Genomic DNA, 16,465 nt, shown 5'->3' with positions numbered 1-16,465 from the left:
CCCCCTCCCGAGCGGGGCGGCCGGGGAGTGTCAGGTGCGCGTCGCCCCCACCGGTACGCCCATGACCTCCCGCGCGTGCCGGTTCGGAACCATGCCCAGCTGCCAGGCCCGCCAGCCGTCCTCCAGCGCGACGCCCCGGCTCAGCATCACCGCGAACGCCGAGACGCACTCCTCCAGCCTGCCGTCGCGCGCCTCGTGGCGGGCGACGGTGAGATCCGACAGTTCCTGTTCCGCCACCACCGAGCCCACCTCGACGCCGCCCGCCGAGGCGTACGGCAGCAGGGTGCAGCGCAGGAAGCGGGACCAGTCGGCGCCGCGAAGGTCGTCGTACGAGACGAAGAGCGCCGTCGCCTCGTCGCACAGCTGGAGCGCCGGGCCCGGCTTGTTGTTGCCCGCGTCGATGAGGGCGAGTTCGAGACAGGTCCAGGCCTCGCCGTGGGCCACGCCGATCCGGCGGAAGTCCGCGCGGGCGTCCACCAGCAGCTGGCGGGCGAAGCCCGAGTTGCGGAGGTTGCCGGTGCGGGCGGCGCGCTGGTCGCGGGTGACCCGGCCCGAATGGTGCCGCGCGCAGGCCAGGCCGTACACGTCGCGCATCCGGGAGAACATCGTGCGCGCCCGCTCCAGCTCCCGTACCGCCTGGTCCAGCTCGCCCGACTCCTCCAGCGCCTGGCCCAGGTAGTAGCGCGTCCAGGCCTCGCCGCGCGCGTCCTCGTTGTCCCGGTGGCGGGAGAGCGCCTCGCGCAGCTGCTCTACGGCCGGGTCCGGTTCGCCGTCCACCAGCCGTGTGCGCGCCAGCTGGGTCAGCGCCCAGGCCTCACCTCGGCCGTCGCGGGTCCTGCCGTACAGATCGAGCGCCGCGCGCAGCTCGCCCTCCGCCCGCGCCGCGTCGCCCCGGCGCAGATACAGCTGGCCCAGCTGGAAGTGCGTCCAGGCCTCACCGTGCACCGACTCGTTCTCGCGGTGCAGCGCGAGCGCCGTGGTGAGCAGGGCGCCCGCCTCCGCGACCGCGCCCCGGTCGCGCTCCACGGCGGCCAGCGCGTGCAGCGTCCATCCCCGGTCACCGGCCGTCTCCTCGGTCGTCTGGAGCTCCAGCGCCTCGCGCAGCTTCGCCGCCGCCTCGGTCAGATTGCCCTGGTGGTGCAGGGTGATGCCCAGTGAGCAGAGCGCGCGGGCCGTCCCCGCGTCCTGCTGCGCCTCCCGGTAGAGACCGACCACCGAGGTCAGGGTTGTCCGCGCCTTGTCCAGCTCGCCGAGCTGCCGGGCCGCGATGCCCGTACGCCACTGGACGGAGCGGACCAGCAGCCCCTGGTCCACGGCCTGGGTCAACTCGCTGATCTCGCCCAGCCGGTAGAGGTCACCGCGCAGCAGGCAGTAGTCGCACAGCGCGCCCAGCAGGTTCAGTACGGTCCGCTGGTCGACGCCCTCCGCGTGCCGCAGCGCGGCCGTGATGAAGCTCGACTCCTCGTCCAGCCAGCGCAGCGCGGAGTCCAGCGAGGAGAAACCGTGCGCGCCCGCCGCGCTCCTGAACAGGTCCGCGCGGGTCGAGGTCCTGCCGTCGACCATCCGGATCACGGAGTCGGCCAGCTCGCCGTAGTTCCGGATCAGCCGCTCCTGCGCGGCCGTACGGTCCGCCGCCGTCTCCTCGTCCAGCAGGCGGGCCTGCGCGAAGGCGCGTACGACGTCGTGCAGCCGGTAACGGCTGGCCCGTACGTGGTCGATCAGGCCCGCGCGTGACAGCGCCGCCAGCAGCGGTCCGGCCTCCTGCTCGTCCGTCTCCAGCAGCGCGGCGGCGGCAGCCGCACCCAGGGAGGCGTGCCCGGCGAGCGCGAGACGGCGCAGCAGGCGGCGCGCCGCCTCGCTCTGGTCGGTGTAGCGCAGCCACAGGGCCCGCTCCACGGGCTCCACCGGGCCGTAAGCGGAGAGGTCCGAGGCCAGCTCGTGCGGGGTACGGGTGCCCGGCGAGGACCCCGCGATCCGCAGGGCGAGCGGCAGCCCGCCGCACAACTCCCTTATCCGCTCGGTCGATTGGGCGTCGTAGGGGATGTCGCCGGGCTGCGATGAGGCGCCCCCCGGCTCCCCGGCCGCCGGGGTCCCGGTCGGCAGCGCGGAGGTCCCCGCCGTGGCCGCCGCCGCCCGCAGCAGCTCCTCCGCGCCCGCGCTGTCCAGCGCCTCCACCGGCAGCTGGTGCACCCAGGCCGGTACGCCCTCGGGCAGTTCGACGGGCCCGCGCGCCGTCACCAGCACCAGGCTGTCCGACCGGTTCGGCACCAGCGCCCGTACCTGCTCGGGATCGGAGGCGTCGTCCAGGACGACCGTCACCGGAAGGCCCGTCAGATGCTGGTGGTACAGCTCGCTCAGCCGCCGTACCTGCTGCTCGGGGGACGCCCCCTCGCGGAACAGCAGTTGCTCGCGCGGCGCGCCCAGCCGGTTCAGCAGGTGCAGCAGCGCGTCCCGGGTCGACAGCGGCGGTTCGCCCGCGCCGCCGCCGCGCAGATCAACGACGCACGCGCCCCGGAACTGGTCCTTGAGCTGATGCGCCGCCCGTACGGCCAGTGTCGTACGGCCGGAGCCCGGTTCGCCGTGCAGCACGACGACCGTCGGCTTCGTCTCCGTCGACGCGCGGGCCGCGTGCACCCACCGCGCGATCCGCGCCAGCTCGGCGCGACGGCCCGCGAACGGCCCGTGCTGCTCCGGCAGATGACCGAACGACTGCTCGAGTACGGTGCGCCGACGCGCCGCCGCGCTGCGGTCGCCGCCCCGGAGCCGGGGCTCGACCGTGGGCTGCTTCGTGGTGCGGCGGGTCGCGGACGTCAGCACCCGTTGCTGGTCGAGGAACGGGCGGATGCCCCGTACCTCCAGCGCCGTCAGCCACTGGAGCCTCAACTGTTCGGTCCCGCCGGGCTGTCCGGCCGCGCCTGCCCGGTGATGGGCGGCCGGCCAGTGGGAGGCGGTCACCTTGACGACGGTGGCCGCGGCCCCGGCGAGAGCGACGACGGCCCCGGCACCGAACGCGACGCCCGAGGCCGTACCCAGCGCGACATCCGCGCCGACCGCCGCGGCGGCGGCAACGACCGTCACCAGCGCGGGCGTTGCGAGGGACTGCCTGCTGAACCGCTCGGACAGGGGCCGCTCCTCGGCCCGTGCCGCGTCCAGCGCCCGTACATAGGCGTCGTACTCCTCGCTCGCGCCGGCCGCCATCGCGGCCAGGGCTCCCCGCCCGCGCGCCAGCAGCGCGCTGCCCTCGGTCCGCCCGCCGGTACGCCGTACCTCTTCCTCGACGGCGCGTACCAACAGCCTCTCGGCCTCGGCCCGGTGGCTTTCCCGCATGTGCGTCCCCCTCCGAGAGCTTCGGGTGGTTCGTTCGCGTGGTTCGTTCGCGTGTTTCGGGTGAGCACATTGTCCTGCGCGCGGGGCGTGAGCGCGAGGGAGCCGACTGCCCGACGGGCCGCGCGACGGGGGTCACGCGCCCGGTCCGGGCGAAGCCGTCACCGACGAGCGGCTGCCGCGCCCGGCCGAAGCACTCACCGTGCGGGACGTCTCGGTCCACACCCTCCGATATAGCGCGGTTACCCCTTTCACCGACGGATTCCGCTGTTCGTGCAATCCGCTCGTACGGGAACTGAGTCCGTAAACCGGGTCGTACGGCGAACCGAACCGAAGGTAACCGAACCAAAACGAACACCCATAACGGCATCGTGGTCAACTGGCCTGAATTTGGGAAGGGCTTGACGGTCCGTACGGCATTGACGACTACCGCACCCCAGTGATTGTGTGATCACAGGCAAGGGCTTGCAGAAAATCAACTCGTGTTCGAGCAATCTGTCTTTCGGGCTGTTGTCAAGAGGGGAGGGTGCCGGGCAGAGCGGGTCACGTGTTACGTGAGTCACTCCTGACTGTCGGTCGGCGCTTTCTGATCGAAGAGCACGCCGACGCTGTCGCCCCCTCCCATTTCGCCCGGACGTTGCAGGACGCGATGCACATGGAATCCGCGGAGATACCTGATTCCACACAACGATCCCAATCGATCCGGAGCGGCTCGGAAGGAATTCGTCTGCACTGCGGCGACCTTTGTCCGGCTCCCTGCCAATAGCCCCGACGTCAGTAGATGAGACGATGCGACCTAATCAAATGGACCCCCATACGCCGGAGCCGGTCGGCTCCGGCGCCCTGCTGCCTCTCAGCTCGTACCAGCGGGACATCTGGGCGACAGCCGTGATTCATCCGGATGACCCCCAGTACAACTGCTGTGTGACCGAACGGTTCACCGGCTCCGTCGACCTCGATCTGATGGCCGACTGCATTGAGCGTGCCCTGCGTCGTCATGAGACTTTTCTTCTGCGGTTCGACGAGCGGAACGGCACGCCGGTGCAATGGGTCGGCGCATCCGTCCCGCCCGTGGAGCGCATCGACCTTTCCGGCGAGGCCGATCCGGCATTGGCGTGCCGGACTTGGTGGGAACGGGAAATGCTGACCACGCTACCGCTGCGCGGCCGGCCCATGGTGCGCGCCACACTTCTGGTGGAGGGGCCGGATGTGGTGAATCTGCATCTCAAGGCCCACCACTTGGTCGCTGACGGCTTCTCTTGCAGCACATTACTTTTCGAGGTAATCGAAGACTACGCACGATGCTCGTATGATTCCGCTCACTCCGATCCGCGGAACGCCCCCGCGCAGCCGCCGTTCGAGTCTCTGCTGGAGCAGGAGGCCGCTTACCTGTCCACGGCGGATTCCACAGCCGACCGGGCGGCATTGCGCGCCGTACTGGAAGGCGTCCGGCCCACGCTGTTTCCCCGTCCGGCCGTCACCCGGGGCACCCGGCGCCGGGAGAAAGTGATGTGGGAACTCCACGCCGACGTTGTGGAGCGCATCCGTGCGGCCGGTCATACCCCCTTCAGCTACATAGCCACTGTGGTGGGCGGTTACCTGGCCAGGCTGCACGGCACCGACGAGGTCGTCCTCGGGGTTCCGATGCTCAACCGCCGGCAGTGGGAGGGCGCCCCGCTGGGGCAGTTGGCGAATACCCTGCCGCTGCGGGTGCGGGACCTGGCGGCCACTCCGGTGGAGACCCTGGTGCGGAAGGTCCGTGAGGACGTCCGGGAACTCCAGCGTCACGAGCGCGTCGCCCTCGGAGACATAGTGAACGACCTTGTCGACGCCGGTGCCGGACCGGGCTCCCGGCAGCTCTTCGACGTGACGATCTCCTCCCTGCGCTTCGAGCGGCCTTCCCCGCTGCCCGGAATCGGTCGCGAGAGCGACATGAGGGCGCCCGGCTACGAGGCCAGCGCCATCAACATCTTCGTCCGGGACTTCCACGACGTGCCGGGTATCCAGATCGAACTGGTCTACCTGGTGGACCTGTTCGACGCGGACCTCCCGATGACCGCCGTGGTCCGCCACCTGGCGAACCTGATGTCCGGTTGCCTGGACGCGCCCCACGAACCACTGCCCGCGCTCCCCGTGATGGCCGGGACCGAGCGCGCCGCCGTGCACGCCCTGGGCCAAGGCCCCTCGGTCCGGGCCGGCGGGCCACAGACCCTGCACGGCTTGTTCGAGCGTCGCTGCGCGCGGCACCCGGAGCGGACAGCGGTGACCGAAGCCGCCACCGGCCGCTCCCTGAGCTACGGCGAACTGAACCGCCGCGCCGACGAGTTGGCGGGCGAGCTGCGTGCGCTGGGCGTCGGGCAGGGCGACCGCGTGGCGGTGGCGACGGGCCGCGGCCTGGACATGGTGACCGCCGTGTTCGGGGTGCTGAAGGCCGGTGCGGCGTATGTGCCGGTGGACCCGGGCTACCCCGACGACCGGGTCGCCTACCTTCTCGACGACAGCCGGGCCGCGGTGGTGCTGGTGGACGACGTCGGCGCCGGCAAGCCGTGGGCGGCGCTGCCCCACGCCCATCGGGTGTCCGCGCTGCTGGACCGTCCCGCGCGTGCTCTCGCATCTCTTGTGCCGGGATCGTCCGTCCTGCCGACCGACCTGGCCTACGTGATCTACACCTCCGGGTCGACAGGAGCGCCGAAGGGCGTCATGGTCGAGCACCGTTCGGTGGTCAACCGGCTCGCGTGGATGCAGCGGTCGCACCCGATCGGCGCCGACGACGTCCTGCTTCAGAAGACCCCGATCTCCTTCGACGTCTCCGTCTGGGAGCTGTTCTGGTGGGCGGCCGAGGGCGCGCGGCTGGTTCTGCTGCCGCCCGGAGCGGAGAAGGACCCGCAGGAAGTGCTGCGCGTCGTGCGGGAGCACGACGTCGGCGTGCTGCACTTCGTACCGTCGATGTTCGGTCCGTTCCTGGACACCGTCGCCGCCTCCGGCGAAGTAGACGAAATAGACGACGGGGACGACGGGGGCGACGGACGAGTTCCGCCGCTGCGGTACGTGTTCTGCAGCGGTGAGGCGCTGCGGCCGGAGCACGTCGAGCGGTTCGCGCGCCTGGGTGCCGAGGGCCCCGACGGCCGCACGCGGCTGGTCAATCTGTACGGTCCCACCGAAGCCGCCGTCGACGTCACCTCCTGGACCTGCCCGGACGAACCGGCGCAGCGCGTGCACCGGGTGCCGATCGGCCGGCCGGTGGACAACACCTCCCTGTACGTACTGGACGCACTGGGCAGTCCGCAGCCGGTCGGGATACCCGGCGAACTGCACATCGGCGGGATACAGGTCGCCCGGGGCTATCTGGGGCGTCCGGAGCTGACCGGCGAGCGGTTCGTTCCGGACCCCTTCATGCCGGACGGGCGGCTGTACCGCACCGGAGACGTCGCCCGCTGGCTTGCCGACGGCACCCTGGAGTACCTGGGCCGGATGGACGGCCAGGTGAAGATCCGCGGCAACCGGGTGGAGACCGGTGAGGTGGCCTCGGTGCTGCGTGCCCAGCCCGGTGTGGGCGACGGCGTGGTCACCGCCGACGTGGTGCCGGGCGGTGGCACCCGGCTGATCGGCTACTACACGGCCGACGGGGCAGACCCCGGTGCGAGTCAACTGCGCGCCGCACTGGCCGCGCGGCTTCCCGGGTACATGGTGCCCGCGCTGCTGTGCCGGATCGAGCGCGTCCCGCTCACCCCGAGCGGCAAGACCGATCTGCGGGCGCTGCCGGACCCGCGTGACCTCGCGGCTCCCGACGACGCCCCCCACACCTACGCCGACTCGCCCGGCGGCGCCACGCAGGCCGCCCTCGCCGCGATCTGGGAGGACGTGCTCGGCGTCGGCCATGTCGGCCCGCACGACGACTTCTACGCCCTCGGCGGCGACTCGATCCTCGTGCTCACCGTACGGGCCCGTGCCGAGGCCCAGGGCCTGACGTTCCACCTGGCCGACCTCGTGGAGCATCCCACCGTGGAGGCGCTGGCCGCCCGTACGACCACGTCGGCCACCCCGCGCGGTACGCCCGGTCACTCCGGCGGAACGCGGCCACAACAGGCCCACCGGCCCTTCCACCTGGTGTCGCGCATCGACCGGGCGGCGCTGGGCGACGCGCAGGACGCCCATCCTCTGACCCGGCTGCAACTCGGACTGCTCTTCCACTCCCGCCGCGAGCAGAACTCGGCCACGTACAAGGACGTCTTCCAGTACACCCTGCGCGTGCCGTGGGACGAGGCCGCGTTCCTGGCGGCTGTGGACCACCTGGCCGTCCGGCACCCGGCGCTCCGCTCGACGTTCGCGCTGGCCCTGGCCTCCGAGCCGCTGCAAGTCGTGCACGCCCACTCCACCGGCCAGGTCGGTGCCGTCGACCTGCGGGCGCGGCCGGAGCCGGAGGCGCGGGCGCACATCACCCGGCATGTCGAGGAGCGGCGCTTCCACGACTACGACCTCGACCAGGGGCCGCTGTGGTCGCTGAACGCCTTCGCGGTCCAGGACACGGTCGAACTGGTCGTGGCCTTCCACCACGCGCTGCTCGACGGCGGCAGTGTCGCGAACCTGCTGCGTGACCTGCTCCAGAACTACACGCACGCCCTGGGCCTGCATTCCGATCCGGTCGGTGACACGCCGCTGCCGCCGCCCACCGGGCATGTGGCGGCCGAGAGGCAGGCGCTCATGTCGGCCGCCGCCGGCGACCACTGGCGCCAGGTGCTCGCCTCGGACGCTCCGTCGGCCCCGCCGGCGCTGCGCGCCCACCGGCCGCCCACCGACGAGCGGCTCATCGTGCGCCGTATCGAGCTGCCCGCCGACCTGACGGCCGCGGTGCGGGCGACCGCCCGTACGCGGGGTGTGCCGATCAAGTCCCTGTTGCTGGCCGCACACTGCCTGACCCTGGGTGTGTTCACCGGGGCGACGGAGGCGATGACCGGCGTCATCACCCACGGCCGGACCGAGGAGGACGGCGAGGACGCCCTCGGCCTGTTCCTCAACACCGTGCCGCTGCGGCTGCCCATGAGCGCGGAGAGCTGGCTGCACCTGGCCCGGGAAGCCCTGCGGCAGGAGCGGGCCGGGTACCCGCACCGCCGCTACCCGCTCAGCGCCATCCAGGAGGACAGCGGCGGCCGGGAGCTGGAGACCGCGTTCAACTACGTGCATTTCCGGCAACTCGCGCAGGTCCTGACTCTGCCCGGAGTGGAGCTGGAGAACTTCCGCACCTGGGAGGAGACCAACTTCGCGTTGCTGGTCAACGCCATGCATGACGCGGTGAGCGACAAGATCGAGCTGCGGATCGACTGCGACGGACGGCACTTCAGCGCCGATCAGGCCGACCTCCTGTCCGACACGCTGCTGACCGTACTGCGGCGCGTCGCCGAACACCCCGACGAGAAGACCGGGTTCGGGTTCCTGGCCGCCGGGCCGACGGGGACCGCCTCCGTGGCATCCGCTCTCCCGACCGGGACCGCCTCCGTAGCTGACGCGCTCCCGACCGGGACCACCGACGTGGCCGACGTGCTCCCTGTCACCACGCGGTTCCTGACGCGGGCGGCGGCCGTAGCCGAGTCCACGGCCTTGGTCCTGGGCAACCAGGAGTGGAGCTATGCGCGGCTGGACGGCACGGCCCGGACGGTGGCGCATCGCCTGCTCGCGGCCGGTACCCGCCCCGGTGACAGGATCGGCGTCACCATGGACCGCTCGGCCGACACCATCGCGGTGCTGATCGGGGTGCTGCTGGCCGGCGCGGCCGTCGTCCCGCTCGATCCCGCCTACCCGCCGGCCCGCCTGAAAGCGATGGCCACGGTGGCGCGCCCCCGGTACATCGTGGCGAACGCCCCGCACGCCCCTGCGATCGAGGGATGCGCACCGCTGCTGACGGCCGATTCCCTGACCGCGCCCGACGGTCGGACCGACCTCGCGCACGACGTCTCCCACGGTCCCTCCGGGCCTGTTGGAGAGGCGATCGAGCTGCCCGCACCGGTGCCGGACTCCACCGCCTATGTGCTGTTCACCTCGGGTTCGACCGGGGAGCCCAAGGGCGTGGCGATGCCACACGCCGCTCTGGCCAACCTGGTGAGCTGGCAGAACCGGGTGAGCAGCGGCGCGGTGGGCGGTACGACCCTCCAGTTCGCGTCGATGAACTTCGACGTCTCGTTCCAGGAGATCTTCTCCACCCTGTGCGGCGGTGGCACCCTGGTGCTGACCACCGAGAACCAGCGGCACGACATGCGGACCCTCCTCAGACTGATGGACGACCACGGCGTGGAGCGGGTCTTCCTGCCCTACGTGGCGCTCCAGCACATGGCGGAGGCCTCCGACCGGCTGAACCTGGTACCGCGCCGGCTGCGCGTGGTGGTCTCCTCCGGCGAGCAGCTCCGGGTCACCAGCCCGATGCGCCGGTTCTTCGCCGCCCTGCCGAACCCGGCGCTGCTGGAGAACCAGTACGGGCCGACGGAGACCCACGTCGTCACCGCCTTCACCATGACCGGCGACCCGGCCACCTTCCCCGAGCTGCCACCGATCGGCCGGCCGGTCGACGGTACGGAGGTCCATGTCCTGGACGAGCAGCTCCGCCCCGTCCCGACGGGTGTGCAGGGGCAGTTGTACCTCGGCGGACGGTGCCTGGCCCAGGGCTACGAGGGTCGCCCGGACCTGACCCGGCAACGGTTCGTCACTCTCCCGTTCCGCGCGCTGGACGAGAGGCTGTACCGCTCCGGGGACCTCGCGATCGTGCTGCCGAACGGCGACATCGTGTGCACCGGAAGGGCCGACAGGCAGGTCAAGGTCCGCGGCCACCGGGTGGAGCCGGCCGAGGTGGAGAACGCGATCCTCGGCTGGGCGGACGGACGCTCCGGCATCACACAGGTCGCGGTCGTGCCCCGCTCCTCGGCGGGGAACGGGACGGCTCTGGCGGCTTTCCTCGTCGGTGACCCCGACACCGTAAGCCTGAACGACCTGCGCGATCACCTCCGTACCGTGCTGCCGTCCTACATGCTGCCCGCGCACCTGACCTGGCTGCCCGAACTCCCGCTGACCTCCAGCGGCAAACGCGACGATCAGGCGCTGTCGCGCGCTCCCCTGGTCGCATCCGGGGTTCCGGCGGGGACGGCGCCCACCCCGGGAACGCGCGAAGCGGAACTGGCGGACATTCTCGCCGACCTGCTGGATCTGCCAGTGTCCGCGGTCGGTCTCCACGACGATCTGTTCGACCTCGGCGTGACCTCGCTGACCGCGATGCGGCTGATGGTCACCGTCGAGCAACGCTACGGCGTCGCACTGCCCATGGCCGAGTTCCTGTCGAGCCCCACCGTCTTCGGTCTGGCACGCCGACTGGACTCGAAGGGCGCGGAGTTCACGTTCGACTCGCTGGTACCCATCCGCTCCCGGGGCAGCCGCCGCCCGCTGTTCATGGTCCACCCGATGGGCGGCAACGTCCTGTGCTACGTCCAGCTCGCCCGGCACCTGCCCGAGGAGCAGCCGCTCTACGCGTTCCAGGCGGCCGGAGTGGTCGCCGGTTCCCAGCCGCGCACCTCGGTGCAGAACCTCGCCGCCGATTACGTCGCCGCCATGCGCCAAGTGCAGCCGCACGGGCCGTACACCATCGGAGGCTGGTCCTTCGGCGGGTTTGTCGCCTTCGAGATGGCGGTGCAACTCCGGCAGGCCGGTGAGGAAGTGACGGACCTGGTGCTGCTGGACACCACGGCGCTGGCCCCCGGGCAGCGGGTCGCGTTCGACGACGACGCGGTGCTGGGCTGGTTCTTCTGGGAACTGCTCTGGCTGGAACGCGGCGGCACGTCACCGTTGGAGATCATCCCGGACGGGCTGGTCACGCTGGAGGAGAAATTCGCCTTCATCGCGGACTTCGCCGTGGACGCCGGGGTACTGCCACCGGGCAGCAACGACGAACTGGTGGAGCGGCTCTTCGCGGTGTACCGGGCCAACTGGAACGCGGCACTGACCTACCGCCCCGACCCGCCCGACCAGGACCTCACGCTGCTGCTCGCCGCCGAGCCGCTGCCCGAGGTGCTGCTGGACATGCACAGCGCCGGTGGCAGCCAGCACGCCGACCCGACCAACGGCTGGCGGCACATGACCACGGGCCGACTGCGCACCGTCACGGTGCCGGGCGACCACCTGTCCATCATCGAACCGCCCCACGTGGAGCACACGGCCGACGTCATCGGCCGCATTCTGGACGGCTCGTCCATCCCTTCCCCGCAGGAGGAAACCGGAGCATGACCACACCTGAGCACGAGGCCGTACCTGAGCACGAGGGCGTACCTGAGCACGAGGGCGTCGAGCACACCTCCGATGTGATCATCGTGGGCGCGGGTATCGGCGGCCTGACCGCCGCCGCCGCGCTGCGACGGGCCGGCATCGGTGTCCGCGTGTACGAGCGCGCCACATCTCTGCGCCCCGCGGGGTCCGGCCTGTCGGTGATGAGCAACGCCGTCGGCGCACTCGCTTCGATCGGCATCGATCTCCATCTGGACAAGCGCGGCCAGGCCATCGAGGTCTTCCATGTCCTCGACGAAACGGGCGGCCTGATCCAGGAGCAGCCGCTGAAAGCGGTCACCGACCGGCTGGGGGTGCCGTCGGTATGCGTGACACGCGGCGATCTTCAGGCCGCACTGCTCGAAGAAATAGACGGCGTTCCGCTGTTCCTGGGCAAGGCGGCCACCGGATACACGGTGGAAGCGGACGGGGCTTCGGTCCGTTTCGACGACGGCACGGTGGTCCACGGGCACGCCGTGGTCGGCGCGGACGGCTTCAACTCGGCGATCCGTCGACAGGTCGCCGGCCCGGAGGAGTCCACGGACAGCGGCTACGTCTGCTGGCTGGCCGTCGTCCCCTTCGCCCGGCCCCATCTCCCCGCGGGCTACGTCGGCCACTACTGGGGCAGCGGCCGACGCGTCGGCCTCATCGATGTGGGCCAAGGCCGCTACTACTGGTGGGGCACCATGAACATGCCTGCCGAGCGGTCGCGCCATTGGACGGGCGACAAGGAGGAGATCCTCCTCGCGTACGACGGTTGGGCCGACGAAGTGTGCGACATCATCCGGGAGACCCCGGAGGAGGCCATCCTCGCGGTGCCCTCGCACGACCGTCCGTTCCTGGAACAGTGGGGTGAGGGCCCGGTCACCCTGCTCGGCGACGCCGCCCACCCCATGCTGACCAGCCTCGGACAGGGCTCGGCGATGGCGATAGAGGACGCGGTCGTCCTGTCCGACTGCCTGGAGGCGTCCCCGGACGATCCGGCTGCCGCGTTCCGCAGTTACGAGGACCAGCGGCGCGAGCGGACCCGCACGGTGGTGGCGGCATCCCGGTCGGTCAGCGAGACGGAGCAGTTGGAGGACCCGGAGGAACGCCGGCAGAGGGACGAAGGACTGCGCGCAGCGGACGAACCCTTCCTGGCGGGCCAGTTGGAGTCACTGCTGCGCTGGCCGGCCTGACCCCCGGCCCGGCCGTACTTTTCTGCCGCCCTTACGGCCGGGCAGGGGCTCGGCCCTTTACGCGAACTCCCTTGAGCACACCTTTGGCGGGATGAACCTGCAACCCAGGTCCGGGTCGGCAACCAGTGCGGGGCCCCTCTCCAGGGCCCCGCACTCGCACAGCAGCGGAACCGAAGCCCGAGGCGGGCTACCGTTGAGTACGGCACATGCCGGAGGGAAAAAAGGGAGCCATGCCCCGACGTACCAGCACAGCCGCGATCACCACGCTCTGTGTCCTCGCTCTGACGAGCTGCGGAAAGAGCGCGGACGATCTCTTCTCCAATCTCAATGGCACCAGGTCGTCCCACGACTCCGACAAAGAGACCCCGACCAGCGGCGCGGCCAAGGCAGATGAGCCGCCCAACTACGGCGACAACAGCCGGGCGCAGCGCCCGGACCGTCCGAATGCCGCGGACGAGAAGCGAGCGCGTGAGAAGGCCAAGGAAATAACACGGGCCCTTGAGGAGCTGCGGCGCAACGCTCAGACCCAGCCAGTGCAGGTGCGGCCGGTACTCACACGACTGGCCTCTCCCGCCCATCTGGCCGTGGCGGAGTGGCCCGCCGGGGGAGAAGAGAATCCTGCTCAAGGCAGCACGTACGGAATCTGGATCGGCAAGACCGCGTGCATCAGAGGTGTCGTCAGCCAGGAGCGCGTCCGGACCGAAGTCAATGGTCATTTCCCGGAGACAGGTTGCCTGCCCCCGGCGCCCGCCCACTGAAGCGGGGACCGGCGGGGACGCGCAGACCGACTGCCCGGGGAGGCGGCGGCAGCGGATTTCGGAGAATGCCGCCGACTACCGTTGAAGCGACTCCACCGGACACGGCCCAGTCCTGACGCCGAGGTCAAACGCCGGCGTTGCGGGCGAGTTGGACCAGTCCGGCCCAACTGGTGGGAGAGAGGAGGAGTACGGGGCCGTGGGGGGCCTTGCTGTCGCGGACGGGAACGACGCCATGGGCGTCCGCGTACGTCGGCGACCACTCGACGCAGGTGGCGTCGCCCCCATTGCTGCAGCTGCTCCTGCGCCACACAGCTGTGGTGATGTTGGGGGTGTTCATGAGGCACTGCCTCGGGCGTAGTCCTCAGTCTGAAGCAGGCCAGGCATGGCTTCCATGTACTTATGCATGATCGTGGCACCTGCCTCGTACTGCATGAAGAGCCGGAACCGGTCAACGATCACCTCATCCCGGGCCAGTTTCCAGAGCTTGCCGAGCAAAGCTCCCGTTCCCTAGTAACTGTCCAGGTCTTCCATCACCGTTGGCGCCGACAGCCGCAGGCCGTTCTCCAGACGGTTCAGATAGGTCCTGTCGTATCCGGTGTCCTCCGCGAGCCGGCTCAGCGACTTGTCCGCCTTCTCCCTCAGCGTCAGCAGCGCCTACCCGAGCGTCTCTCGCGCACTCGGCGTGTCTTCGTCCGGCTGTTCGGCCATGAGGCCTCCCGTCGTTGTCTGCCGTAGGGGCAACGCCTGTAGGGCTGTTCAAGCACGAAACGTAGGCAATGGTTGGGGCACGCACAGTAACCATCCCGCTACCTGGCGGGTATACGCCGACCTACGGAGCGAGCAGAGTCCATGGCGAAACATCCGGCTGTACGGGAACGGACCGGGCTCCCCGGCGCGACGCGGCGACGCGAACCAGCGGACGTACTGGCGCACGTACCGGCGGGCGAACTGGCCGCGTTGGCCGACGCGGGAGCCTTCTGGCGCTTGGCGCCCGCCTGGGTGCCTCGCGAATTCGCGTCGCCGACAGCGGAGTTGATGCAGCGCGTCGAGCGCGGGCTGAGGAGGAGGTGCTCCGATGGCGCGTAGCGAAGTGCGACGGCGGATGTCTCTCATGATCGCTTCGTTCGGGCTGAACGGTGCGCTCGTCGTGCCGAAGGACAACCTCAACTCCGACGGCGCGGACCTCGTCCCCGGCTCCGGGTTGCGATGGCCGCCGTGCGAGTGCGGCGGCCCGAAGTGCCCGGACGCCGCTCCGGACGAGGTCTGCCCGCCGGGCTGAGCACGTGACCGCTCCGGGTCCAACCCGCCTGTCGACCCGTCACGCGGGCCAGGCCGCGACGACGTCCCGAGGTTCCCAGACGAGATCCACGGAATCGGCCCCGGCGATGTCCGACGTGCCGCTGAGGGTGGCGACGACCAGTCCGCCCGTACCCGGGGTGAATCCCGGTACCTGGGCCGCGCCGCGCTCCAGGGCCGTGAGGTCATGGCGATCGAAGGGGCCCGCCAGCCATTTGACCGAGCCGGCGAAGAACACGGTCTGCGCCACCGGGGCGCGGTCGGCGCCGATCAGGTCGATCTCCGGGCTGAACTGCCGGTTCCACCAGCCACCTACCGTCTCGGTGTCGGGCCACGGGAAGTCGCCTGTTACGGCGGCGAGTTCGAGCGATTCGCGGATCAGCGGTTCGACGGCGCGGCCCCGCCAGGCCGCCCAGCGGCGCTGCACCACCCGGAACGCCGCGTCCGGGCGCCCTCGCATGGCGAGTTGCTCGGCGGCGCGCAGGGCGGCGAGGTACAGACGCAGATTGCTGTCCGCGATGCGATGGAGCGCAGGCTTTCCGGGTTTGGTGGACAGCGGGCTGTCCACCGCGAGCACCTGCTTCTGTTCCGAGAGACGGCGCAGTATCGGGGAGAGCACGCCGGACGGCAGCGCACCGTCCTGGCTGCCGGCCGCGGCCGCGATGTTCGCGTGCGTACGCTCCCCGCTGCCGATGGCCTCCAGTACGCGTCGGGACTGGTCGGGCGCGGGGAACTCGGCCATGAGAGCCGACTCCGGGACACCGAACAGTGGAGAGGCGGGGTCCGCGCACTCGGCCTCGATGAAGTCGAGGGCGGGCATGGAATGAGGCCAGGCGCGAAGGATTCCGGGCAGGCCTCCGGAGACCAGGTGGGCGTCGATGGCATCCGGGGCGTCGAGTCCGAGGATCTTCCCGGTCTCCGCCGGGTTGAGCGGGCCGAGGACGAGGCTGTCGGCTCTGCCGTAGAAGGGGCGGTCGTACGCGGTGAGCCGTTCCATCATGTGCAGATCACTGCCGAGCAGCAGAAGCAGCACGGGGCGCTGGGACAGCAACCGGTCCCACGCGGTCTGGAGAGCGCCGTCGAAGAGCGGGTCCTGCTCGGCGAGCCAGGGGAGTTCGTCGAGTACGACGACACAGGGCGTCGACGGCAGCACTGCCGCGAGCAGCCGCAGCCCGTCAGGCCAGTTCCGGGGAGCGTCGAGTGGGAGAAGTGCCTCGTCGTGACGGGCCAGCCCCGATTCGCGGAGTTCGGTGTGGAAGGCGGCGAGGGCCTCCAGTGAAGAGGCGCCCTTGGTGGCGGTGAAGAAGAGATAGGGCAGTCCCGCCCGGTCGCAGAACTCCTGGACCAGTCGCGACTTGCCGACCTGCCGCCGCCCCCGGATGGCGACGGCACTACCGGATCCGGTCGCGTGGGTACGGTCGAGGCGTTTGCGCAGCACATTCAGTTCGGTGCTGCGGCCTACGAAGGTACCGGCGGCCATTTTTCTCCCGTGCTCCCGCTGAGCATCTATGTAGATCTCATCTACGTAGATTGATTCTACCCGAATGTTCGGATGTCTGGAGTCCTTGCGGAGCCAGTAGCTGTGGCCTGTGCCGGCTAGCACAGGCCATGGCG

The 16,465-nt window shown here is 70.5% G+C and carries 9 protein-coding genes; 5 read left to right on the top strand and 4 right to left on the bottom strand.

Annotated elements, in window-relative coordinates; all coding sequences use genetic code 11:
- Positions 1-30 precede the first annotated feature (30 nt).
- Positions 31-3,327, bottom strand: a complete 3,297-nt coding sequence (locus ACIOJD_RS04215; RefSeq protein ID WP_401908135.1) for a tetratricopeptide repeat protein — start codon at positions 3,325-3,327, stop codon at positions 31-33.
- An 801-nt stretch (positions 3,328-4,128) separates the two neighbouring features.
- Here ACIOJD_RS04215 and ACIOJD_RS04210 point away from each other — a divergent pair.
- From ACIOJD_RS04210 to ACIOJD_RS04200, 3 genes are all read left to right on the top strand, one after another.
- Entirely contained in the window at positions 4,129-11,583 is a 7,455-nt protein-coding gene (locus tag ACIOJD_RS04210) for an amino acid adenylation domain-containing protein (protein WP_401908134.1), read from the top strand.
- Positions 11,580-12,797 carry an FAD-dependent monooxygenase gene (locus tag ACIOJD_RS04205; protein ID WP_401908132.1) on the top strand — a complete coding sequence of 406 codons (1,218 nt, stop codon included), beginning with the start codon at positions 11,580-11,582 and terminating at the stop codon, positions 12,795-12,797. Before ACIOJD_RS04210 ends, ACIOJD_RS04205 begins: the two co-directional genes overlap by 4 nt.
- 230 nt (positions 12,798-13,027) lie before the next feature.
- Positions 13,028-13,555, top strand: coding sequence for a hypothetical protein (locus ACIOJD_RS04200; protein ID WP_401908130.1), 528 nt, complete (start codon positions 13,028-13,030; stop codon positions 13,553-13,555).
- 124 nt (positions 13,556-13,679) lie between these two features.
- Here the strand turns inward: ACIOJD_RS04200 and ACIOJD_RS04195 are convergent, their stop codons facing one another.
- Both ACIOJD_RS04195 and ACIOJD_RS04190 read right to left on the bottom strand, forming a co-directional pair.
- Positions 13,680-13,892: a DUF397 domain-containing protein gene (locus tag ACIOJD_RS04195; protein ID WP_401908128.1), complete on the bottom strand. Its 213-nt coding sequence runs from the start codon at positions 13,890-13,892 to the stop codon at positions 13,680-13,682.
- Between the two features lie 170 nt (positions 13,893-14,062).
- The gene (locus ACIOJD_RS04190) at positions 14,063-14,197 is read right to left on the bottom strand and encodes a helix-turn-helix domain-containing protein (protein WP_401908958.1); all 135 of its coding nucleotides are present in this window, start codon (positions 14,195-14,197) and stop codon (positions 14,063-14,065) included.
- Positions 14,198-14,404: 207 nt separating this feature from the next.
- Here ACIOJD_RS04190 and ACIOJD_RS04185 point away from each other — a divergent pair, with 207 nt between their 5' ends.
- Complete coding sequence (locus tag ACIOJD_RS04185) at positions 14,405-14,641, top strand: hypothetical protein (RefSeq protein WP_401908127.1); 237 nt, start codon at positions 14,405-14,407, stop codon at positions 14,639-14,641.
- Positions 14,642-14,666: 25 nt separating this feature from the next.
- Entirely contained in the window at positions 14,667-14,834 is a 168-nt protein-coding gene (locus tag ACIOJD_RS04180; RefSeq protein ID WP_401908125.1) for a hypothetical protein, read from the top strand.
- 39 nt (positions 14,835-14,873) lie between these two features.
- On the opposite strand, the gene ACIOJD_RS04175 is transcribed toward ACIOJD_RS04180, so the two are convergent.
- Positions 14,874-16,331 (bottom strand): ATP-binding protein, encoded by a 1,458-nt coding sequence (locus ACIOJD_RS04175; RefSeq protein WP_401908123.1) that lies wholly within the window; start codon positions 16,329-16,331, stop codon positions 14,874-14,876.
- Positions 16,332-16,465: the final 134 nt, after the last annotated feature.

This window comes from Streptomyces sp. NPDC088116, assembly GCF_044741745.1.
Taxonomy (GTDB): domain Bacteria; phylum Actinomycetota; class Actinomycetes; order Streptomycetales; family Streptomycetaceae; genus Streptomyces.
Note: the sequence above shows the minus strand (reverse complement) of the source record. Positions and strands in the feature narration are given on the sequence as shown.